Source organism: Luteibacter sp. PvP120 (assembly GCF_054055715.1).
Genome location: NZ_JBSRXP010000004.1, coordinates 116,477 through 137,860, shown reverse-complemented (window position 1 = coordinate 137,860; position 21,384 = coordinate 116,477). Strand labels below are relative to the sequence as shown.

Sequence of the window (21,384 nt, the reverse complement as noted above, 5' to 3'; positions counted from 1 at the left end):
ATGAACGCCCACCTGTCTTCGGATGCCCGCATGCCCCGCCCGTGGTTCACGCCGACGCCGGATTCGCTCTGGAACCGCTTCCGCGACAAGCCGCGCATGCGCCTTGCCAGCCTGTTCCACTTGGTCTGGACGGTGTACGCGTTCGGCGACCTGGCGTTCGCCAAGACCCTGGAGCCGCACTGGTGGCTGGTTACCGGCATCTCGTTTCCCGTGTTCCTCGTCTTCTACGTGCTCGCCTATACGCAGTCGCTGCGCTTGACGCCGTGGTTCGCCGCGGCGTCCGCACTGCTCGGCTTCGCGGTCATGGACGTCAACGCCAGCGCGTGCGGATGCTATGTCATCTACGCCTGCGCCATCGTCGGCTTCGAGGGATCGCCGCGGCGCTGGCTGGGCGGGACGGCCGCCATCCTGGGCAGCTTCGTGCTGGTGGCCTACCTCCTTCACGACTGGCCGCCGGCCATCATCGCTGGCTTGAGTTTCATCGCGCTGTGCGTCGGGGCAATCAACGTCATCTACCGTTTCAATTCGCAGCGCGATGCCGAGCTGAAGCTGTCCCACGATGAAGTACGCCGCCTGGCGGCGATGGCCGAGCGCGAGCGCATCGGCCGCGACCTGCACGACCTGCTCGGGCACACCCTGTCGTTGATCACGCTGAAACTGGAGCTGTCGCGTCGCCTGCTCGATCGCGACGAGGTCGCCGCGCGACGGGAAATGGAAGAAGCCGAACAGGTGGCGCGGCATGCCCTGGCGGAAGTGCGCTCGGCGGTGACTGGCATCCGCGCGTCGGGCCTGGCCGCGGAACTGGCGTCGGCGCGCCTGTTGTTGAATGCGTCGATGGTCGGCTTCGAATACACCAGCGAGTTGCCCGTGCTGCCCGAGCGGATCGAATCCGAACTGGCCCTGGTCCTGCGCGAGGCGATCACCAACGTGCATCGCCACGCGCGGGCATCCACCGCGGAAGCGCATGTCGGGATCGAGGGCAGGACGCTGGTGCTCACCGTCACGGACGACGGCAAGGGCGGCGTCGGTGACGAGGGCAACGGTATCTGCGGCATGCGCGAGCGCGTGCGCACGCTGGGCGGGTCCATCGGTTTCGAATCCGTCCGTGCGCAAGGCACGCGGGTGCGTATCGCGATACCGCTGACGCCCGCCGACCGGCTGTCGGCGCCGCCACGCGGCGAGCTGTCCACCGATGCCGGGTTCGCCCAGTGACCTCTTCATGCCGCGACCTGCGCATTACCCATATCCATCGCCATTCGCGTGCCACCGAGGCACGCGTGGTCATCACCCGGAACCAGGAGGCTTTCTCGATGCGCATCACGGACAACGGCTGCGGCGGTCTGGCGGCACGCGGCATGCTGGAGCACGCCGCATGATCCGCGTCTTGCTGGCCGAGGACCAGGCCATGGTTCGGGGCGCGCTGTCCGCGTTGCTCGGGCTGGAATCCGATATCGAGATGCTGGGTACGGCCGCCGATGGCGAAACCGCCTGGCGTGAACTGCAGCGGCTCAAGCCCGACGTGCTGGTTACCGACATCGAGATGCCCGGCCTGACCGGACTGGAGATCGCGCAGCGCGTGCATCGGCAGGAACTGCCGATCAAGGTGGTGATCGTGACCACGTTCGCGCGTCCGGGCTTCCTGCGCCGTGCCCTGGACGCCGGCGTCAGCGGCTACCTGTTGAAGGATGCCCCGGCCGAGAACCTGGCCGAGGCGTTGCGCAAGGTGCATCGCGGCGGCCGCGCCATCGACCCGCAGCTGGCGCTGGAAGCCTGGTCGGATGCCGATCCCCTGAACGATCGCGAGCGCCAGGTGCTGCGCCTGGCCGGCGAGGGCCAGGCGGCCGGCGACATCGGCGTGCAACTGAACCTGTCGCACGGCACCGTGCGCAACTACCTGTCCGAAGCGATCGGCAAGCTGGGCGCGGCCAATCGTATCGAGGCGTATCGGCTGGCCCGGCAGAAAGGCTGGTTGTGAGCGATGCCCGTCGACGTTCGATCCGTCGCCTGGGCCAGGCCGTGGCCGTGTCGCTGGCGCTGGTCGTCTCGGCATGCCGCCATGCGGAGGCGCCGCTCACCCACGACGCCTATATCTGGCAGCGGCAGTGGACACCGTCGCTGGGCGCGTCGGTCATGGCCTCGCGCGATCTGGTCAGCGACTGGCGCGTGCTTGTCGCCCAGGCCGACCGCGACGGCACGTTCCACACGTTCGCGCCCGACCGCGCGGTCCTGGCCGCCAGCGGACGCCCGGCGATCCTGGTCGTGCGCATCGACGGGCGGCTTGCCCGGCTGGATGAAACCGGGCTGGTGAGTCGCATCGTCGGCATCGCCCGCGACGCGTCGCTGCCCGCGGCGGCCATCGAGATCGACTACGACTGCCCCACGGCACGCTTGCCCGCGTACACCGCGTTCCTGCGCCGCCTCAAGCCCGCCCTGGGCGACACGCCGCTGTCGATCACGGCGTTGCCGACCTGGATCGGCTCGGCCGACCTGGACGACCTGCTTGCCGTGCCGGACGCGTCGGTGTTGCAGGTGCATGCCGTGCAGGCCCCGCAGGCGGGCCTGTTCGATCCGGCCGTGGCGCTGGGCTGGATCGACGACTTCGCGCGGCATACGCGCAAGCCGTTCCGCGTGGCCTTGCCGACGTACGGCTCGCGGGTGAGCTGGAACGCCGACGGGTCGATGCTCGCCGTGGAAAGCGAGCAGGGCCTGCGGGCCGCCGGCATCGCGGCGTCGGAGCTCTATGCCTCGCCGCTGGCTGTTCGCCGCGTCGTCGATCGGCTGGCCGCGCAGCGTCCCCGTGGCCTTGTCGGCTTCGCCTGGTTTCGGCTACCCACCGCGGAAGACCGTCGGGCCTGGAGCCTCGCCACCTGGCGAGGCGTCGTCACCGGCCACCTCGATGCACCGCCCTTGCGTGCCATGCTGCGCCCGGGCAAGGATGGCGCCGCCGCCGATGTCGTGCTGGAAAACACCGGCGGCATCGACATGGCTCCGCCGCTGTCGGTTACCCTGCCGCGTGGCTGCGATGTCGCCGATGGCATCGATGGTTACGTGGTGCATCACACCGGGGAGGGTCTCGAGCTGGTGTCGCAGCAGGCACGACCGTTACCGGCACAAGCGCAACGCGCGATCGGCTGGGCACATTGCCCGGCCGGTACGCCATCCACCCTTTCCCTCCGCGCTGAAGGAGCGCCGCTTTCATGATGAAGACCCATTCGCTGGCGATCGGCTGCGTGCTGGCCCTGGCCGGCGCGGTCACCTGGGCCTGCGGGCCCTGGTTCCCGACGCAGACGCTGGACGATCGCGCGGCCACGCTGGCCGCCGTGCCGCAGAACACCTTCGCCTTCGAGGCGGCGCACCTGCTGCCGGCCACGGACACGCTGGCCGCCGTGGAGACGGCACCGTTCGAGGAGCCGTCGGTCAAGCCGGACCTGCCTGCCGACCAGGCCGAGCGGGTCAAGGCGATCATGGCGTCGGCCGGTGCGGCCGAGGCACTCGATGCTGGCAAGGACCTGCCGGACGACGTACGCCATTACGTAGCGGGCGCGGTCGAGTGGAACCGTGCGACGGCGGCGTGCCCCGCCGCACCGGAAAACGAATACGGCCAGCCGAGCGGCAAGCCGCCGTGTGCGACCTTCGACGCGGCGGCCCTGGCCAGCGCGCAGGCGCAGTTCGAGGCGGTGACGGCGTTGCCCCCTGAATCATCGAAGGCGCGCGGCGCGTGGGCGGCGTACATGCTGGGCGAGGTGCACGCGCTGCGTGCGGCCGGAGCCACCGGCACACCCGCTTTCGCGACGGAGCGCGCCGCGGCGGCGAAAGCGTTTCAGGACACCCGGGCCCGCGTCCTCGCAGGCGCATCCGATGCCCAGGGCCTTGCCGTGGCCAGTTTCGGCGAAGAAGCGCGCCTGAGCCTGTATGCCGGCGACACCGCCTGCCTCTGGGTCGACATGGTCAAGGGCGAGGAATGCGTGGCGCAACTGGCGCCCAATGACCTCAAGCACGCCATCGCGCTGTATGCGGCCCAGGCCGGGCACGGATCACGCGGCGCGGTGGAATCGCTGGCGGCGATCGCCGGCGCGGTGCTGGCCGTGCCCGAGCAGGCGCAGGCGCTGGTGGAAGGTCCGGTGTCGCAGCGGCTGCTGGTCACTTACGCGCTGGCCAGGGTGGCCCCGCAGTCCACCGACGGCAAGCCCGATCCCGTGCTCGGCGCCTTGCTCGATGCGATCGACAAGGCCGGTCCGGACAAGGTGGCCGTGGCCGATCGCCTGGCCTCGCTCACCTACGAGCTGGGCCGCTACGACGCCGCACAGGCGTTGCTGGCGCATGCGGACGGTCCGCTGGCCAGCTGGGTGCGCGCCAAGCTGGCCCTGCGCCGAGGCGATCGCAACGCGGCAGCCCAGGCCTATGCGGAGGCGGCCAAGGCGTTCCCGCGCGCGGACGATCCGAAGGCCTCGCTGGAGCCCGGCAGCGTCCATCAACTGATGGGTGAGCGCGGCGTGCTCGCGCTGTCCCGTGGCGACTACGTGGAAGCCATGACGCGCATGTTCGAAGCGTCCAATGCGGTCGGCGGCGACGGCAATGTCGTCGACGAGGATGGCGAGAGCGCAGGCGCGGGCTACGGCAACGACACGATGTACATCGGCGAGCGCGTGCTCACCGTCGATGAACTGAAGACGTTCGTGGACGCCAACGTACCCAGGGCATCGGCGGCTCCCAAGGCCGACGACAAGGACGTGACGGCGGCCTCGCTGCTGTTCGGCGACCGCCTGCGCTGGATGCTGGCGCGCCGGCTCATGCGCGCCGGGCGCTTCGACGACGCGCTGGCCTATTTCCCGGCGGGCGTGGACAAGCGCTATGCCGAGGTGGACCTGCGTGCCACGGCCAAGGCCTATGCCGACGACGTGCACGACGGCGACCACCGCTGGACGGATATCGGCAAGGCCGAAGCCCGCTTCGCCGCGGCGACACTCGCGCGCGACCACGGCATGGAAATCCTCGGCTTCGAACAGGCCCCGGATTTCGCGGACAACGGCGGCGTGTTCCAGGGCGGGAGCGGCCAGTCGGTCGCGACGCTCAAGGGTGACCTGGTGACCGCCGGCGAGCGGCAACGTTTTGCCGACAGCAACGCACAGCCCGATCGCCGCTTCCACTATCGCTACGTGGCAGCCGACCACGCCGCGGCAGCGGCGGACCTGTTGCCGCCGCGCTCGCAGGCGTTCGCGGCCACGCTGTGCATGGCCACCCGCTGGATGCGCGAGGGTCCGCCCGATTACGACGAGGCCGCCGATGGCGAAGCGGATAAACCGCTCAACGAACGGTCGCGCCGTGCCCGCATCTATTACGAGCGCTACGTGAAGCAGGGGCCGCATGTCGCGTGGGCCGACAACTTCGGCATGAACTGCGAGCCGCCGAACTTCGATCGGGCGCGTGAACTCAAGCGTGCGCAGCAGGTGAGGGCGGTCAAGCAGTTCGTGCACAAGCACCTGGTGATCGAGATCGTCGTGCTCGTCGCGCTGGTGGCGGCTATCGGTGCCCTGATCGTCCGCCGGCGCCGTCGCCGGACGGTGGCCTGAACGGCCGGGAGCGGGATGGGGGATAATCCCCACCCGCTCCCGATGCCGTACCCGCCGTGAAGAAATCCGATTTCGACTTCGACCTTCCGCCCGACCTGATCGCCCAGGCGCCGCTCGCGCGGCGCTCCGGCAGCCGTCTGCTGGTGGTCGACGTGGCCGCGCATACCAAGAAGGATCGTAAGTTCGACGAACTGCCCGAGATGGTTCGCCCGGGCGACCTGCTGGTGTTCAACGATACCCGCGTGCTGCCGGCCCGCCTGCACGGCCGCAAGGAGTCGGGCGGCGCGGTGGAGATCCTGATCGAGCGGGTCACCGGTGCGCACGAGGCGCGGGCCCAGCTCGGCGTCAGCAAGAAGCCGAAGGAGGGCGGCCGTATCGAGCTGGCCGACGGCAGCATGGTCACCGTGCTGGGACGCGACGGCGAGTTCTTCCTGCTGCGCTTCGAGTCGGGCGAGCCCCTGGAGCGGCTGCTGTCGCGCCTGGGCGAGATGCCGTTGCCGCCGTACATCGAGCGCAGCGCCGATCAGTCCGATATGGAGCGCTACCAGACCGTGTTCGCGCGGGAGCCGGGTGCCGTCGCCGCGCCCACCGCCGGCCTGCACTTCGACGAGCACCTGCTGCAGCGCCTGCGCGACGCCGGCGTGGACATGGGCTACGTCACCCTGCACGTGGGTGCCGGCACGTTCCAGCCCATGCGTGCGGAGGATGTGCGTGACCATGTCATGCACCGCGAATGGCTGAACGTAGGAGCTGCGCTGGTGGAGAAGATCCGCGCCACGCGGGCGGCGGGTGGTCGGGTGATCGCGGTGGGCACCACGGTGGTGCGGGCGCTGGAAAGCGCCACGGTGGAGGGCGTGCTGCGTCCGTTTGCCGGCGAGACGCAGATCTTCATCTTCCCCGGCTACACCATCACCAGCGTCGATGCGCTGATCACCAATTTCCACCTGCCGCAATCGACGCTGCTGATGCTGGTCTCGGCGCTGGCGGGGAAGGAAACCATCCTGGATGCCTACCGTTACGCCGTGCTGCAACGCTACCGTTTCTTCTCCTACGGCGACGCGATGCTGATCTACCCGCCGCGCGGCGGCTAGATCCCCGGCACGCCGTGCGACAGCTCGCGTGAGACCTCGGCCGCGGCGTCCGCCAGCAGGCGGGCGGTGGCCGTGATGTCGATCCTTGCACCGCGCCGCTCGATGAAAGGCACCGTGAGGGCGCATACCGCATGGTTGCCTTCGATGATCGGTGCCGAGAGATCGGTGACACCATCCACCACTTCGCTGGCGATGCGGGCCAGGCCCGCGGCGCGTACCTTCGCCACCGTCGCGTCCACACGCGCACGGTCCAGCGCCGGATCGTGCGCGGCCATGGTACGCAGCCAGCGCTCGCGGGTGTCGTCGGTCTGCCAGGCCAGCAGCACATAGCCCGATGCGGAATGCGACATGGGGCGACGATGGCCCACGCGTACCACCAGTCCGGTCTCGCCGGGGGGATCGACCCGCGCGATCACCACGATCTGCTCTTGCGAGGGCACCACGAGATGGCACGACTGGTCGATGCCGTCGGCCAGCCGGTGCATCACCGGCATCGCGGTTTCGATCAGGTTCCTGACCGGCGGTTGTTCCATGCCCAGCCGGAACAGGCGCGGCGTGAGCGAGTAGGCTCCCTCGCCGTCGGGTCGGGCGATATAGTCGCGTTCCTCGAGCACCTGGAGCATGCGGAAGATCTCGCCGCGCGAGCGTCCCACGCCTTCGGAGATCTCGGCGATGGATAAGGGCTGGGTGGCCCGGGCAAGCAGTTCGAGGATGTCGAGGCCCTTGTCCAGGGCAGGGGCGCGATACTTCGGCGAATCGGCAGGGGGCATGGCATTCCGTGGCATGGGCAGAAACGGTGCATGGCAAGTCTAGCGTGTGGCTGGCTGCGGGCGTGTATATACATCGCTACCGACATGCCCATGCTGCAGCGCAGCTTGTTATGCTGGTGAATAATAAGTTCATATTTGCACATCCCGCGTCCCGGGCCATGTCAGCGGAGACATCGCATGCAGCAGCACACGCCGATCACGGCGACCCCGACGCGCGCCCTGGCGCGAGCCCCGCTGTTCCCGCTCGTGCTGATCGTCAGCCTGTTCTTTCTCTGGGGCGTGGCCAACAACCTCAACGACGTGCTGGTGGCCCAGTTCAAGAAGGCGTTCACGCTGTCCGACTTCGATGCCGGCCTGGTGCAGAGCGCCTTCTATCTCGGCTATTTCCTCGTGGCGCTGCCGGCCGGCATGTTCATGCGGCGCTTCGGCTATAAACCGGCCGTGGTGTTCGGCTTGCTGCTGTACGGCGCCGGCGCCTTGCTGTTCTGGCCCGCCGCGGCCACGGCCACCTACGGCACCTTCCTCGTCGGCCTGTTCGTGATCGCCGCCGGGCTGGCCTTCCTGGAAACCTCCGCCAATCCCTACGTGACGCTGCTGGGCCCACGCGAGTCGGCCGCCTCCCGGCTCAACCTCGCGCAGGCGTTCAATCCGCTGGGCTCGATCACCGGTGTGCTGATCGGGCAGCACTTCATCTTCAGCGGCGTGGAACGCTCGCCCGAGCAGCTGGCCGCCATGGATGCCGCGGCGCACCTGGCCTACATGAAGAGCGAAGCGGCGGCCGTGCAGATGCCCTACCTGGTCATCGGGCTGGGTGTCGTCGTCTGGGCCGCGCTCATCGCCATCACCCGTTTCCCGCGTACCTCGGTCGACGCATCGGAGTCGGCAGGACCGGTGGATCGCGGCGTGCTCGGTCGCCTGCTGCGTGACGGTCGCTTCATGTCGGCCGTGTTCGCCCAGTTCTTCTATGTCGGTGCCCAGGTGGCCGTCTTCAGCTACATGATCCGCTATGCCCAGGCCACCATGCCGGGCACCGTGGACAAGGCAGCGGCCAACTACATCACCGCCGCGCTGCTGTGCTTCATGGCGGGACGCTTTGCCGGTGCGGCCATCATGAAATACCTGCGCCCGGCCCATGTGTTGCGCACGTTCGCGCTGATCAACGTGGTGCTGGCGGCGGTGGCCACGTTCGTCCCCGGCCACGTCGGCATCTACGCGCTGGTGGCTTCCAGTTTCTTCATGTCGATCATGTACCCGACCATCTTCGCGCTGGGCGTGGAGGGCCGTGGCGACACGGAACGCAAGTTCGGCGCCTCGTTGCTGGTCATGGCCATCGTCGGCGGTGCCGTGGTCACGGCCGTCATGGGTGCCACGTCGGATCGCCTGGGCATCGCCCACGCCATGCTGGTGCCGATGCTGTGCTTCGTCGCCATCTTCCTGTTCGCCTGGCGGCGCACGGCGGCCAGGGGCGTGGTCGCATGAACTGGCAATGCCTCGCGCTGGACCTGCACGACGATCCCGCGTCGATCGCCGAATACGAGCGCTGGCACCGGGCCGAATTCATCTGGCCCGAAGTGGTGGCGTCCATCCGCACGGCCGGCATCCAAGACATGCAGATCTTCCGCACGGGCAACCGGCTGGTGATGCTAATGCGTGTCGGGCCGGATTTCGACGGCGCGGCGAAGGCCGCGGCCGATGCCGCCAGCGAGCGCGTGCAAGCGTGGGAAGCGCTGATGTCGACGTTCCAGCAGCCGCTACCGTGGGCCGCTGCGGGGCAGAAATGGGTGCCTATGCAGCGGATCTTCGACCTGGCGGCCTGCGCGGCTAGCTGAAAGCCGTCTTCCGGCGATCGCGACGGAGGCCGACGCCACGGCGGTGCCGGCCGGGCGTCGGCGTGTTGTCAGGCGCCCGCGACGAGCGGCAGGCTACGCCACACGATCCCATCGGGAAACAGGTGGTCGCGCACCGAGCTCGTGTGCATCTGCGCGGAAAACCCTGGCGCGGACGGCGCACGGTAGCGGCCCTGTTCGATGCGCACCGGATCGACGAAGTGCTCGTGCAGGTGGTCGACGAACTCGATGGCGCGATCTTCCTTCTTGCCGGTGATGGCCACGAAATCCGCCATGGCCAGGTGCTGCACCAGTTCGCACAGGCCCACGCCGCCGGCATGCGGGAAGACACGCACGCCGAAGTGCGCCGCCAGCAGCAGGATCGCGAGGTTGTCGTTGACCCCGCCCACGCGCGCGGCGTCTATCTGGATCAGGTCGACGGCCTCGGCCTGCAGCAGCTGCTTGAACAGCACGCGGTTCTGGCCGTGCTCGCCGGTGGAGATCGGCGTGGGTGCCACGGCACGGCGGATGGCCGCGTGGCCGAGCACGTCGTCGGGGCTGGTGGGTTCTTCCACCCAGGCCAGGCCCACGCTTTCCAGCGGCTTCAGCCAGTCGATGGCGGTGCCCACGTCCCAGCGCTGGTTGGCGTCCACGGCGATGGCGATGTCGGGGCCGACCGTCTCGCGGGCGAGCCGGCAACGGCGGATATCGTCTTCGAGGTGCAGGCCCACTTTCAGCTTGATCGTGCGGAAACCGTCGGCCACCGCCTGGCGTGCCAGGCGCTGCATCTTGGCGTCGCTGTAGCCGAGCCAGCCGGGCGAGGTGGTGTAGGCGGGATAGCCTTCGGCTTCCAACTGCGCGATGCGTGCCTGCTTGTGCGGCTCGGCCTCGCGCAGGATCGCCAGCGCCTGCTCGGGCGTCATCGCATCGGTGAGATAACGGAAGTCGATCTGCGCCAGGATCTGCTCGGGGCTCATGTCGGCGATGAAGCGCCACAGCGGCTTGCCCGCACGTCGCGAGGCTAGGTCCCAGGCGGCGTTGATCACCGCGCCGATGGCCATGTGCATCACGCCTTTCTCGGGGCCCAGCCAGCGCAGCTGCGAATCGCCGTTGAGCTCGCGCGCGAAGTCGCCCAGGTGATCGATCACGCTGTCCAGTGGGCGTCCCACCACCATCGGTTCGAGCGCCGCCAGCGCCGCCGTCTGCACGTCGTTGCCGCGGCCGATGGTGAACACCAGCCCGTAGCCCGCCAGGCCATCGGGGCTGTCGGTGCGGATGACCACATAGGCCGCCGAGTAGTCGGGGTCGGGGTTCATCGCATCGGAACCGTCGTGGTCCAGCGAGGTAGGAAAGCGGACGTCGTACGTGTCCAGCGCCGTGATGTTCACCATGCGCGGCGGTCTCCCGGATGCGCCACCACATCCTGGCGCTGGCGCCCCAGCCCTTCGATGCCCAGTTCGATGACGTCGCCGGGCTTGAGGTAGGTGGGCGGCTTCAGACCCAGGCCGACGCCCGCCGGCGTGCCGGTGCTGATCACATCGCCCGGCATCAGCGTCATGTAGCGGCTGATGTAGCTGACCAGGTAGGCCACGCCGTAGACCATCGTGCGCGTGTTGCCGTTCTGGTAGCGATGACCGTTGACCTCGAGCCACAGCGAGAGGTTCTGCGGATCGGCCACCTCGTCGCGAGTGACCAGCCAGGGGCCGATCGGGCCGAAGGTGTCACAGCTCTTGCCCTTGACCCACTGGCCGCCGTGTTCCAGCTGGAACTCGCGCTCGGACAGATCGTTGATGACGGCATAGCCGGCGACATGGCTCATCGCATCGTCGAGCGACACGTCGCGCGCGACCTCGCCGATGATGACGCCCAGCTCCACTTCCCAGTCGGTCTTGACCGAGTCGCGCGGGATCACCACGGTGTCGTTTGCCCCGCCGATGGCGGTGGTGGCCTTCATGAACAGCACCGGCTGCTCCGGCACCGGCGCACCGGTCTCGGCGGCGTGGTCCGCGTAGTTCATGCCCACGCAGATCATCTTGCCGATCCCCGCCACGGGCGTACCGAAACGCGGCTGGCCCGCGACGAGGGGCAGGGATGCGGGATCGAGGGCGGCAAGGCGCGCGAAGGAGGCGTTGCCCAGCGTCGCGCCGGACAGGTCGTCGACGATGCCGGACAGGTCGCGCAGCTGGCCGTCGACATCGATCATGCCGGGCTTCTCTTGCCCCGGTTGTCCATAACGTACGAGTTTCATGCGTGTTCCTTCAGTTCGACATGCCACCGTCCACGACGTGGACGGTGCCGGTGGTGAACGACGATTCGTCGGAGGCCAGGTAGAGGGCCAGCGCGGCGATCTCCTGCGGATCGCCCAGGCGGCCCATCGGCTGCCGCTCGGTGAAGCCACGCCATGCGGCGTCCTCGTCGCCGCCCAGCGCGCGCACGCGGTCGCCCAGCGAGGGCGTTTTCACCGTGCCGGGGCAGATCGCGTTGCAACGGATGCCACGGGCGACATAATCCGCGGCGATGGAGCGCGTGAGGCCGATGACCGCGGCCTTGCTGGTGCCATACGCGAAGCGGTTGGGGACGCCTTTGATGCTGGAGGCCACGGACGCCATGTTGAGGATGCTGCCCGCACCGCGTTCCAGCATGCCCGGAAGCACCGCTCGGCACGTGTGGAACATGCTGTCGACGTTGATCGCGAACGAACGGCGCCACGCGTCGATGTCCGTGTCCAGCAGGGTGCCCGCATGCACGTAGCCGGCGCAGTTGAAGAGGATGTCCAGCGGGCCCGCGTCGGCGACGAGCGCTGCAATCGCCGCCGCGTCGGTCACGTCGAGGCGCTGCGTGCGCAAGGCACCGCGCACGGCCGACGGCGTGGCGGCGAGGTGCTCGTCGAGCGCAGCGGCCAGTCCGGCCAGTCCATGCTCGTCGATATCCGTGGCCAGCACGGTGGCGCCTTCGGCGGCGAAGGCCAGTGCGGTAGCGCGGCCGATGCCGGCGCCGGCAGCGGTGATCAGGGCGTGCTTGCCGGCCAGGCGGCCGGAACGGGCGGACGATGTCATGGGGAAGACCTCGATGCGGCGGAGTAGAGAGCGATGGCGTTGTCGCCGAAGACGGCCGACTCGGCATGGGGGGCATGACGCAGCACGCAGGCGCGGGCCACGGTTTTCCAGGCGTCGTAGGTAGCGTGCGTGGTGACCACCGGCCAGTCGCTGCCCCAGATGAGGCGTGAGGCGCCGAAGGTCTCGAACAGGTGGCCGACGTAGGGTTCCAGCGCGCGCGGGTCCGCGACGGCACCGGTGCGGTCGAGCAGGCCGGAGAACTTGCAGTACACATCCGGCATCTGCGCCAGTCGTGCGATGGCGCCGGCCCATTCGGCAAAGCCACCGCCGGTGATGTCCGGTTTGGCCGCATGGTCGATCACCGTGCGCAGGCCCGGGTGCCGGGCCAGTCGCGTCGACAGCGTGCGCAGGTGGCGACCGTCGACCAGGGCCTCGAAGACCAGATCGCGGTCGCGCAGGTGATCGAACGCCCGGTCGAGCCCTTGCGAGGCCAGCCAGGTGACATCGGGAATATCCTGCACCATCGGACGGATGCCGCAGAGCAGGCCCTGACCGTCCGCGAGCAGCCAGTCCAGGCGCGCACCGACATCGGCCGCTTCCATGTCGATCCAGCCGATCACGCCCAACACCTCGGGCCGTGCGCGGGCCAGTTCGAACAGGAAGCGCGTCTCGCGTTCGTCCGGTGCAGCCTGGACGAGGAAGCAGGCATCCGTCGGCGCACCGGCATCCTCGGGAAGGAAGGTCGCTTGCAGCGAGGGCGGTGCATTGGCCAGCCAGCCGTAGTGCAGGCGCGACGGATCCCAGTAATGGCGATGTGCGTCGACGATCATGGCGTGGGCACCCCGGGGGCGAGCAGGCCTTCGTCGATCAGTGCCTGCCATGTCGCAGCAGGCACGTCGGTGGCGCGACGCCGCAGCGCGGTGTCCACTTCCGCCACCGAACGCAGGCCGCAGACCACGCTGGCCACCGCGGGATGGGCCAGCGGGAAGTGCAGGGCGGCTGCACCGACGTCCGCGCCCGTGCGCCGGCACACGTCGTAGAAACGCTGCGCGCGCTCGCGTACGGCGGGCGACGCTGGCGCGTAATCGTAGGTGGCGCCGGGATGGTCGGCGTTGCCGAGCAGGCCGGAGTTGTAGGGACCGGCCACCAGGATGGCCACATCGTCGGCCTGGGCCTTCGCCATCACGCGCGTGCTAGCGGCCTGTTCGAACAGCGTGTAACGACCGGCCAGCATGATCGCGTCGAGCCGGAAGCGGGCCATGACATCGAGGCAGACAGCTTCCTCGTTGACGCCGATACCGATGGCGCCGACCGCGCCTTCGTCGCGCAGGCGCGCCATCTCCGGCAGCGCTTCGTCCAGGGCCTGTGCCAGTACCTCGGCATGCCGCGGGCCATGCGTCAGCGCGCCGATGTCGTGCAGGAACAGGATATCGATGCGATCGGTGCGCAGGCGACGCAGGCTTGCCTCGAAGCTGCGACGCACGCCGTCGCGGCTGTAGTCGAAACGGGCGACACGACCGTCCACGGCAAAGCCGTCCTGGTCGCCGTGGCGACCGGAAGCATCCTCGACCAGTCGGCCCACCTTGGTGGACAGCCCGTAGCTGTCACGCGGCAGGTCGGCCAGCGCCTCGCCGATACGGTTTTCGCTGAGGCCGAAACCGTAATAGGGCGCGGTGTCGAAGTGGCGGATGCCACCCTCCCACGCCTTGCGAAGGGTTCGCAGCGCCTCCGCCTCGTCCACCTCGGTGTAGAGGTTGCCCACCGGCGCGCCACCGAAGGCCAGCGACGAAAGCGTGGCGCAACGGGCGGGCGGCACAGTGGCGGTCGGGCTCGCGGACGGCAGCGGCATGGGGGCTCCAGGGAAACACACGGCAGACGGTATCGCCTGCACAGGTATAAATACTACGTTTATAGGTGAACCTGTGTACAGGTGACGGCGCGATGAAATTTTTGTTGCAGCGCAACTTGAATCGTGCGAAACATATCTGAATACTGCGTTCGCCAGTAAACGGACGGTGGGTAGCAACACACCACGGATGACAACGTTGTCGGCGCGGGGTCGATGACGGGTGCCACGAATACATGGGCTGTTAGCCCGCGCCGTCGCCGACGGTTGCGGTTCCGTACGGACGAAGCGCACTGCCTGCCGGGCGGATCGCCAGCATCCGGAATAAGAAGAGTTTGGGGGAGAACATCCGCATGACCATCAACAAGACCCTGCTGTGCGCCAGCATCCTTTGTGCATTCGCTGCCGCCGCGCACGCCCAGGACACCACGACACCTCCCGCCGCGCCCGCCAGCGCGCCCGCGGACCCGAACAAGCCGGACGCAGCCAAGACCGCCCAGGAACGCGCCGCTGAACAGCAGGCTGCGACGCTGCAGGCCGTGACCGTCACCGGTTACCGCGGCAGCCTGGAGAAGGCGATCGACATCAAGCGCAACGCCAACGCCGTGGTGGATGCGATCAGCGCGACCGACATCGGCAAGTTCCCGGACACCAACGCGGCCGAGTCGCTGTCGCACCTGCCGGGCATCACGGTGGATCGCCAGTTCGGCGAAGGCGAGAAGATCAGCGTCAACGGCACGGACGCCGCGCTCAACCGCGTGCTGCTGAACGGCCAGACCATCGCCTCGGGCGACTGGGGCGGCAACCCGACCGACACCAGCGGCCGCACGTTCAACTACTCGCTGCTGTCGCCCGAGATCATCGGCAACATGCAGGTGTACAAGTCGCCCGAAGCGCACATCGACGAAGGCAGCATCGGCGGCACGGTCATCATCCAGACGCGCAAGCCGCTGGACCTGCCGGCCAACACGCTGCGCGGCTCGCTCGGCTACAACTACAACGACCGCTCCGCGCAGGGCAACCCGCGCGCCTCGGCGCTGTGGAGCTGGAAGAACGACGACAGCACGCTCGGCTTCCTGACCAGCGTCACGCACGACAAGGAAAACCTGTCGCGCGCCGGTATCGAATTCTTCGGCTACACCACGGGCGACAAGATCACCAGCAACCCCACGGTGACCGGCGACCCGAACTACGCCAATTCCAAGATCCCGGTGGGCATCAACAGCGACTACTTCCAGCAGACCCGTGAGCGCAACGGCCTGCAGTCCACGTTGCAGTGGCGCCCGGACGATCACAACGAATTCAACCTGACCGGCCTGTACGTCAAGGGTAAATACAACAACTTCAGCGAGGCGCGCTATGTGTGCCCGGGTTGTAGCGACCTTGACAAGCTGACCAGCATCACCAACAGCAACGGCTACATCACCAACGGCGTGGTGACGCCCAACGCCGCCGCCAAGGTGCCACAGCCTTACGCCGAGCTGGATGCCAACTACCGCCAGACGGAAGTCTCGACCAAGAGCATCAACCTGCGCCACGATTTCACCGGCGACGAGTGGCAGTTCACCAGCCAGGTGGGCTACACCAGCGCCAGCGGCGGCAAGGATCCCGAGTACCTGATGAAGTACCTGCTGAAGAACGGCGGTTACAACTTCGGCTACGACGGCCGCAACACCAGCACCAACTACGACAACGGCTCCGCCGCCAACTGGGGCCTGCCGGGTTCGCCGGCCAACTCGCCCCCGGGCGATCCGACCCTGCCGGGCCAGAACCAGGCCGGTGGCATCTACTACGAGCAGACCACCGACCGCGAGCGTTACGCGCAGTTCGACGCGCTTCGCGACCTGTCGTGGGGCCCGATCAACCAGATCGAAATGGGCGTGAAGTACACCAACCATTTCAACGGCACGCAGTCGCGCGGCAACCGCATCAACACCACCGATCCGGTGTCGTTGACCGACTTCGATCCGGGTTCCACCCCCAGCGGCCTGTACGACGGACTGCACGCCAGTGGCAACATGACCGACTGGGCCACGGCCAGCCAGAGCAGCGTGGTCAACTACCTGAAGTCGCAGCCGCAGGGCCCGTACACCATCAACTACCCGTCGATCTTCGGCGTGGCGGAGATCACCAAGGACGCCTACCTGCAGCTGGACTTCGAATCCGGCAAGTGGCGCGGCAACGTCGGCGTGCGTTATGTCGATACCAAGGACACCTCCAACTACTACGTGAACAACAACGGCGGCACGTACAGCGCCGTGTCGAACACCACGCACTACTACAAGCCGCTGCCGTCGCTCAACGTCGCCTACGACCTGGATGAGGACAAGGTGCTGCGTGCGTCGATCGCCAAGGTGATCGCCCGCCCGCGTTACGGTGACCTCGCCGGTGCCACGTCGCTCAACGGCGCATCCACCGGCAACTTCACCGCCAGCGCCGGCAACCCGGACCTGAAGCCCTACCAGTCGACCAACTTCGACGTGTCGGCGGAGTGGTATTTCGCCCCGGCCAGCCTGCTCTCGGTCGAAGGCTTCGTGCGCAAGATCGACAGCTACATCGTGACGACCACCAGCGAGCGCTCGCTGACCGATCCGACCACGGGTCAGACCAACCTGTACCAGGTGACCTCCCCGGTCAACGCGTCCAACGCCAAGGTCTCGGGCCTGTCGCTGATCTACCAGCAGGACCTGGGCTACGGCTTCGGCATCCAGACCAACTACACGTACAGCAAGGCCACCACGCAGACCCAGGCCGATGGCGGCAAGCTCAACCTGCCGTACCTGTCCAAGAACACGGTCAACATCATCCCTTACTACGAGCACGGTCCGTGGTCGGCGCGCATCAACTACAGCCGCCGTTCCCCGTACTTCACCCAGGTGGGTCGCCTGAATTCCAACGTGTTCGCCGATGCGTACAAGGAACTGGACCTGAGCGCGTCCTACCAGGTCAACGAATGGATGGGCGTGACGCTGAGCGCGACCAACCTGCTGGATTCGACGTACTACCAGTACGCCGACATCAAGTACGCTCCGATCGGTGAGTACAAGAGCGGCCGTACGTATTCGATGACCCTGAACTTCAAGCTTTAGCGCGCTACCGGCGGCGATCGTCTCCCTGCGGCGCCGCCGGGTTTTTTTACGGAACGAGGAGTTCTTTCGATGGTGCGACGATCCCTGGTCCCCCTCATCGCGGCGGCGCTGGCGTTCGGTGCCGCCCATGCGGGCGAAGCGACGGCGCCCACCGCCGGCACCGTGTCGCCGCAGGTCCAGGACCTGCGCTGGCAGCAGGCCACCGCCCGGTTCGCCCCGGCGCGCAAGGCCATCCTCGATCATGTCGGTGCCGACGTCGCCAAGGGTCCGTTCCGGCCCGACTGGGCTTCGTTGAAGGGCTACCGCTCGCCCGCCTGGTACGACGACGCCAAGTTCGGCATCTTCATCCATTGGGGCGTCTACTCGGTGCCGGCCTTCGGCAGCGAGTGGTATTCGCGCAACATGTACCAGCAGGGCACCAAGGAATTCGCGCACCACGTGGCCACCTATGGCCCGCAGTCGCGTTTCGGCTACAAGGATTTCGTGCCGATGTTCAAGGCGGAGCGGTTCGATCCGGACGCCTGGGCGGCGCTGTTCCGTGAGGCGGGGGCGCGCTACGTGGTGCCCGTGGCCGAGCACCACGACGGCTTCGCCATGTACGACTCGAAGCTGTCCGAGTGGACGGCGGTGCAGAAGGGCCCGAAACGCGACGTCATCGGCCTGCTGGCCAAGGCGATCCGCTCACAGGGCATGCGCTTCGGCGTGTCGTCCCACCGGGCCGAGCACGACTGGTTCTTCGACGGCGGTCGCCACTTCGCTTCCGACGTGAACGATCCGGCCAACGCCGGGCTCTACGGGCCGGCGGTGGACCACCTCAGCAAGGACGACCAGAACCTGGCCGACGACTGGACCTTCGTCTCGCAGGCCTGGCTGGACGACTGGCTGGCCCGCACGGCGGAGCTGATCGACGATTACCATCCGGACATCATCTACTTCGACTGGTGGATCGGTCACCCGACCTTCCGCAACACGCTGCCCACCCTGTTGTCGTACTACTACAACCAGGGCGCGAAACGCGACGGCGTGGTGGTCAACTACAAGCTGGGCGACTTCCCCGAGGGCGCCGGCACGCTGGATATCGAGCGCGGGCAGCTCACCGGCATCCACGCCACGCACTGGCAGACCGACACGTCGGTCAGCGAGGCCTCGTGGGGTTACATCGACCACGACACCTACAAGTCGCCCACGGTCATCATCCACCTGCTGGCGGACGTGGTCTCCAAGAACGGCAACCTGATGCTCAACATCGGTCCGCGCGCGGACGGCACGATCCCGCAGGGCGCGCAGGATACGTTGCGCGGCATCGGTGCGTGGCTGAAGGTCAACGGCGAGGCCATCTACGGCAGCAAGCCGTGGCGGGTGTACGGCGAAGGCCCCACCGAGGTCATCGGCGGCACGTTCCAGGACACCAAGACCAAGCCGTTCACCGCGGACGATTTCCGCTTCACCACCGGCAACGGCAAGCTCTACGCGATCGAGCTGGGCTGGCCGGCCGCCGGTAAGGCCACCGTGCACGCGATCAAGCCGACCGACGCCGTGTCGAAGGTCGAGTTGCTGGCGGACGGTAGCAACGTGCCCTTCACCCAGGACGGCACCGGGCTTCACCTGCGGGTTCCCTCCCATCCCGTCGGCAGCGACGCCTACGTGTACCGCATCACGCTGGCCACGCCGACCACCCCCAAGGCCTCCCCATGAATCGCTGGAAACTCCTCATCGTCGCCGGCCTGTTCTGGCTGCCGCTGGCCGCGTTCGCCAAGGCGCCCGTGGCGCTGTTCTACCTGATGGGCACGCAGAAATCGGTGGCCTCGTTCGAGGCGCACGTGGACAAGATCGACCTGCTGGTGCCCACCTGGTACGGCGTGGACGAAAACGGCCTGGTCTCCGGTGGTCCCGACGACTACGTGTTGAAGATCGCCCAGGCACACAAGCTGCCGGTGATGCCCATCGTGTCGGCTGCGGGCGACCGCGCCAAGTTCCACGCGCTGCTCACCAACGAAACCGCGAAGAAGGCGATGATCGCCAGCATGATCGAACAGGCGAAGCTGCACGGCTTCGTCGGCTACCAGTTCGACTTCGAGAACATCGCCTGGACCGATCGCGACGCGCTCACCCTGATCACGCGCCAGACCTACGAGGCGCTGCACAAGAACGGGCTGAAGCTGAGCATGGCCGTGGTCCCCAATGCACCGGGGTATGCGGGGCAGGGCGCCTTCGGCAAGTGGATGTGGGAATACTGGCGCGGCGCGTACGATCTGAAGGAGCTGTCCAAGGTGCTCGACCTGGTCTGCCTGATGACCTACGACCAGCACACGCGCTGGACCACACCGGGCCCGGTGGCGGGCATGCCCTGGGTGATGGAACAGCTGCAGTACGCGATCAAGATCGTGCCCAAGGACAAGCTGTCGCTGGGCATCGGCCTGTACGGCTACCGTTGGTTCACCGGCAACCCGGTGGGCGCGGACGGCAAGGAAAACTCGAACATCTCCGGCACCTATATCGATGCCGACGAATCGTTCCCGCTGGCGAAGCAGTTCGGCGTCACCATGCAGTGGGACCCGGTGGAGCACGAGTCGTGGTTCTACTTCTACCGCGACCAGATGCGCGAGTGGGTGTTCCTGCCCGATGCCCGCGCCTTCCGCGACCGCTACGACGTGGTCAAGCAATACGGGCTGGAAGGCTTCTGCGCCTGGGTGCTGGGTTCGGAAGACCCGAAGATCTGGGACGAGCTGCCTAACGCGGTGCGTTGACCGCGAACAGCTTGAACTCGCGGATACGCGCCGTGCCCACGGCGGAAATGATGTTCAGGCGGACGCGCCGTGCGGTAACCGGCGCGAAGCGATCGATCTTCATGTGACCGATCGCCTGGGCCTGGGCGACGGTCTTCCAGCCGTTGCCATCCCACACCTGCACCGCATAGCCGTGCACGTTCTGGCCGCCGTCCAGCCATTCCATGGTCATGGCGCGATCGAAGGTGACTTCGCGGCCCAGGTCCACTTCCAGTGAGGCATTGGCCGACCCATTCGGTGCGGACCAGAACGTCGACGGATCGTCGTCCAGGGCCGCCGCGGTGTTGGCGTCGGTGGGCGCATGCTGGGCCACCAGGTTGGCCGCATCGCCGTAGCGTGCCTTGAGCGCCTTGCCGAAGTCGGCCAGCCGGCGCACGTCGGCCTCGGGCAGCAGGCCATGGGTGTCCGGCGCCACGCCCAGCATCAGCTGGCCGCCGTGGCCGACGCTGCTTTCCCAGTTGTCCATCAGCTCGTCCACGGTCTTCAGCGACGTGCCGAAGTCCGGCCTGGAGCTGTAGAACCAGTGGCCCTTGTGCAGCGGCGTGTCCACTTCCAGGGGCCGCCAGCGAAGCTGTCCGTGGCGGTCGATGACGTTCCAGTTTTCGCCCTGCACCACGCCGTCCTCGTTGCCGACCCAGCGGATGTCGCCGTAGTCGAACAGGGCGACATCGGCGAAGATCATCGCGTTGGTCTGGTAGGTCCGCAGCGTTTCCACGTATTTGGCGAAGTCGTAGACATGCCCCGCGCTGCCGGCACCGTCCAGCCACCACTCGGTGAGCGGTCCGTAGTGCTGCACCAGTTCTTCCAGCTCGGACAGGTAGTACTTGTCATACGCAGCGGCGTTGGCGTAACGCGGATCGTGTCGGTCCCAGGGGGATAGATAGATGCCGAAGCCCAGGCCGTTCTTCTTCGCCGCGTCGGACGCCATGCGCACCAGGTCGCCCTTGCCGCCCTTCCACGGGCTGGCCTTCACCGAATAATCGGTCTGGTCGGTGGGCCACAGGGCGAAACCGTCATGGTGTTTCGCCACCAGCACCATGTAGCGCACGCCGGCCGCCTTGACCGCGCGCGCCCACTGGTCGGGATCGACCTTGTCGGGGTTGAACACGCTGGGCGACGCGGTGCCGTCGCCCCACTCGCGGTCGAGGAAGGTGTTGGTGCCGAAGTGCACGATGACGCCGAACTCCAGGTCCTGCCAGGCCACCTGCTGCGGCGACGGCTTGACGTCGGTGAACGACTCGGCCGGCGCGATGCCCGGCAGGGCCGCCAGCAGCGCCGTCGCGAGGCAGGTCTTCAGGCGGCGGAACGGAACGGACGTCGACATGGGCAGGCACTCCAGCACAGGCGCAA

18 protein-coding genes are annotated in these 21,384 nt (G+C 67.6%); 11 read left to right on the top strand and 7 right to left on the bottom strand.

The features are described from left to right. From ACVKN3_RS10020 to queA, 6 genes are read left to right on the top strand one after another with little or no spacing between them, the layout of a single operon-like run. The gene (locus ACVKN3_RS10020; protein ID WP_354515082.1) at window positions 1-1,212 is read left to right on the top strand and encodes a sensor histidine kinase; all 1,212 of its coding nucleotides are present in this window, start codon (window positions 1-3) and stop codon (window positions 1,210-1,212) included. Next, on the top strand, window positions 1,209-1,376 hold the full coding sequence (locus tag ACVKN3_RS10015; protein ID WP_354515080.1) for a hypothetical protein: 168 nt from the start codon (window positions 1,209-1,211) through the stop codon (window positions 1,374-1,376). Before ACVKN3_RS10020 ends, ACVKN3_RS10015 begins: the two co-directional genes overlap by 4 nt. After that, window positions 1,373-1,975 carry a response regulator transcription factor gene (locus tag ACVKN3_RS10010; protein WP_354515078.1) on the top strand — a complete coding sequence of 201 codons (603 nt, stop codon included), beginning with the start codon at window positions 1,373-1,375 and terminating at the stop codon, window positions 1,973-1,975. The genes ACVKN3_RS10015 and ACVKN3_RS10010 overlap by 4 nt, the downstream gene beginning before the upstream one ends. Next, complete coding sequence (locus ACVKN3_RS10005; RefSeq protein WP_354515076.1) at window positions 1,972-3,201, top strand: DUF3142 domain-containing protein; 1,230 nt, start codon at window positions 1,972-1,974, stop codon at window positions 3,199-3,201. Before ACVKN3_RS10010 ends, ACVKN3_RS10005 begins: the two co-directional genes overlap by 4 nt. Then, window positions 3,198-5,570 carry a hypothetical protein gene (locus ACVKN3_RS10000; RefSeq protein WP_354515074.1) on the top strand — a complete coding sequence of 791 codons (2,373 nt, stop codon included), beginning with the start codon at window positions 3,198-3,200 and terminating at the stop codon, window positions 5,568-5,570. Before ACVKN3_RS10005 ends, ACVKN3_RS10000 begins: the two co-directional genes overlap by 4 nt. Window positions 5,571-5,626: 56 nt before the next feature. Then, window positions 5,627-6,661, top strand: coding sequence for a tRNA preQ1(34) S-adenosylmethionine ribosyltransferase-isomerase QueA (gene queA, locus ACVKN3_RS09995; protein ID WP_354515072.1), 1,035 nt, complete (start codon window positions 5,627-5,629; stop codon window positions 6,659-6,661). Here queA and ACVKN3_RS09990 read toward each other — a convergent pair. Beyond that, complete coding sequence (locus tag ACVKN3_RS09990; RefSeq protein ID WP_354515070.1) at window positions 6,658-7,431, bottom strand: IclR family transcriptional regulator; 774 nt, start codon at window positions 7,429-7,431, stop codon at window positions 6,658-6,660. The two genes, queA and ACVKN3_RS09990, sit on opposite strands and share 4 nt — an antisense overlap. A 177-nt stretch (window positions 7,432-7,608) precedes the next feature. Here ACVKN3_RS09990 and fucP point away from each other — a divergent pair, with 177 nt between their 5' ends. After that, entirely contained in the window at window positions 7,609-8,910 is a 1,302-nt protein-coding gene (fucP, locus tag ACVKN3_RS09985) for an L-fucose:H+ symporter permease (protein ID WP_354515068.1), read from the top strand. Next, window positions 8,907-9,260, top strand: a complete 354-nt coding sequence (locus tag ACVKN3_RS09980; RefSeq protein WP_285401898.1) for an L-rhamnose mutarotase — start codon at window positions 8,907-8,909, stop codon at window positions 9,258-9,260. The genes fucP and ACVKN3_RS09980 overlap by 4 nt, the downstream gene beginning before the upstream one ends. Window positions 9,261-9,328: 68 nt before the next feature. Here the strand turns inward: ACVKN3_RS09980 and ACVKN3_RS09975 are convergent, their stop codons facing one another. The 5 genes from ACVKN3_RS09975 to ACVKN3_RS09955 are packed head-to-tail and all read right to left on the bottom strand — an operon-like array spanning window position 9,329 to window position 14,162. Continuing rightward, on the bottom strand, window positions 9,329-10,648 hold the full coding sequence (locus ACVKN3_RS09975; RefSeq protein ID WP_285401900.1) for an enolase C-terminal domain-like protein: 1,320 nt from the start codon (window positions 10,646-10,648) through the stop codon (window positions 9,329-9,331). Next, window positions 10,642-11,505: a fumarylacetoacetate hydrolase family protein gene (locus ACVKN3_RS09970; protein ID WP_354515065.1), complete on the bottom strand. Its 864-nt coding sequence runs from the start codon at window positions 11,503-11,505 to the stop codon at window positions 10,642-10,644. The genes ACVKN3_RS09975 and ACVKN3_RS09970 overlap by 7 nt, the downstream gene beginning before the upstream one ends. 10 nt (window positions 11,506-11,515) lie before the next feature. Next, window positions 11,516-12,313, bottom strand: a complete 798-nt coding sequence (locus ACVKN3_RS09965) for an SDR family oxidoreductase (protein WP_285401904.1) — start codon at window positions 12,311-12,313, stop codon at window positions 11,516-11,518. Continuing rightward, window positions 12,310-13,143 (bottom strand): amidohydrolase family protein, encoded by an 834-nt coding sequence (locus tag ACVKN3_RS09960; RefSeq protein WP_354515063.1) that lies wholly within the window; start codon window positions 13,141-13,143, stop codon window positions 12,310-12,312. The genes ACVKN3_RS09965 and ACVKN3_RS09960 overlap by 4 nt, the downstream gene beginning before the upstream one ends. Then, the gene (locus ACVKN3_RS09955) at window positions 13,140-14,162 is read right to left on the bottom strand and encodes an aldo/keto reductase (protein ID WP_354515061.1); all 1,023 of its coding nucleotides are present in this window, start codon (window positions 14,160-14,162) and stop codon (window positions 13,140-13,142) included. Before ACVKN3_RS09955 ends, ACVKN3_RS09960 begins: the two co-directional genes overlap by 4 nt. Before the next feature lie 350 nt (window positions 14,163-14,512). Here ACVKN3_RS09955 and ACVKN3_RS09950 point away from each other — a divergent pair, with 350 nt between their 5' ends. From ACVKN3_RS09950 to ACVKN3_RS09940, 3 genes are all read left to right on the top strand, one after another. Next, window positions 14,513-17,248, top strand: a complete 2,736-nt coding sequence (locus tag ACVKN3_RS09950) for a TonB-dependent receptor (RefSeq protein ID WP_354515059.1) — start codon at window positions 14,513-14,515, stop codon at window positions 17,246-17,248. 69 nt (window positions 17,249-17,317) lie between these two features. Then, window positions 17,318-18,943, top strand: coding sequence for an alpha-L-fucosidase (locus tag ACVKN3_RS09945; protein ID WP_354515057.1), 1,626 nt, complete (start codon window positions 17,318-17,320; stop codon window positions 18,941-18,943). Further along, window positions 18,940-19,995, top strand: coding sequence for a glycosyl hydrolase family 18 protein (locus ACVKN3_RS09940; protein ID WP_285401913.1), 1,056 nt, complete (start codon window positions 18,940-18,942; stop codon window positions 19,993-19,995). Before ACVKN3_RS09945 ends, ACVKN3_RS09940 begins: the two co-directional genes overlap by 4 nt. On the opposite strand, the gene ACVKN3_RS09935 is transcribed toward ACVKN3_RS09940, so the two are convergent. Beyond that, on the bottom strand, window positions 19,979-21,358 hold the full coding sequence (locus ACVKN3_RS09935; protein ID WP_354515055.1) for an alpha-L-fucosidase: 1,380 nt from the start codon (window positions 21,356-21,358) through the stop codon (window positions 19,979-19,981). The genes ACVKN3_RS09940 and ACVKN3_RS09935 overlap by 17 nt on opposite strands. Window positions 21,359-21,384 lie beyond the last annotated feature (26 nt).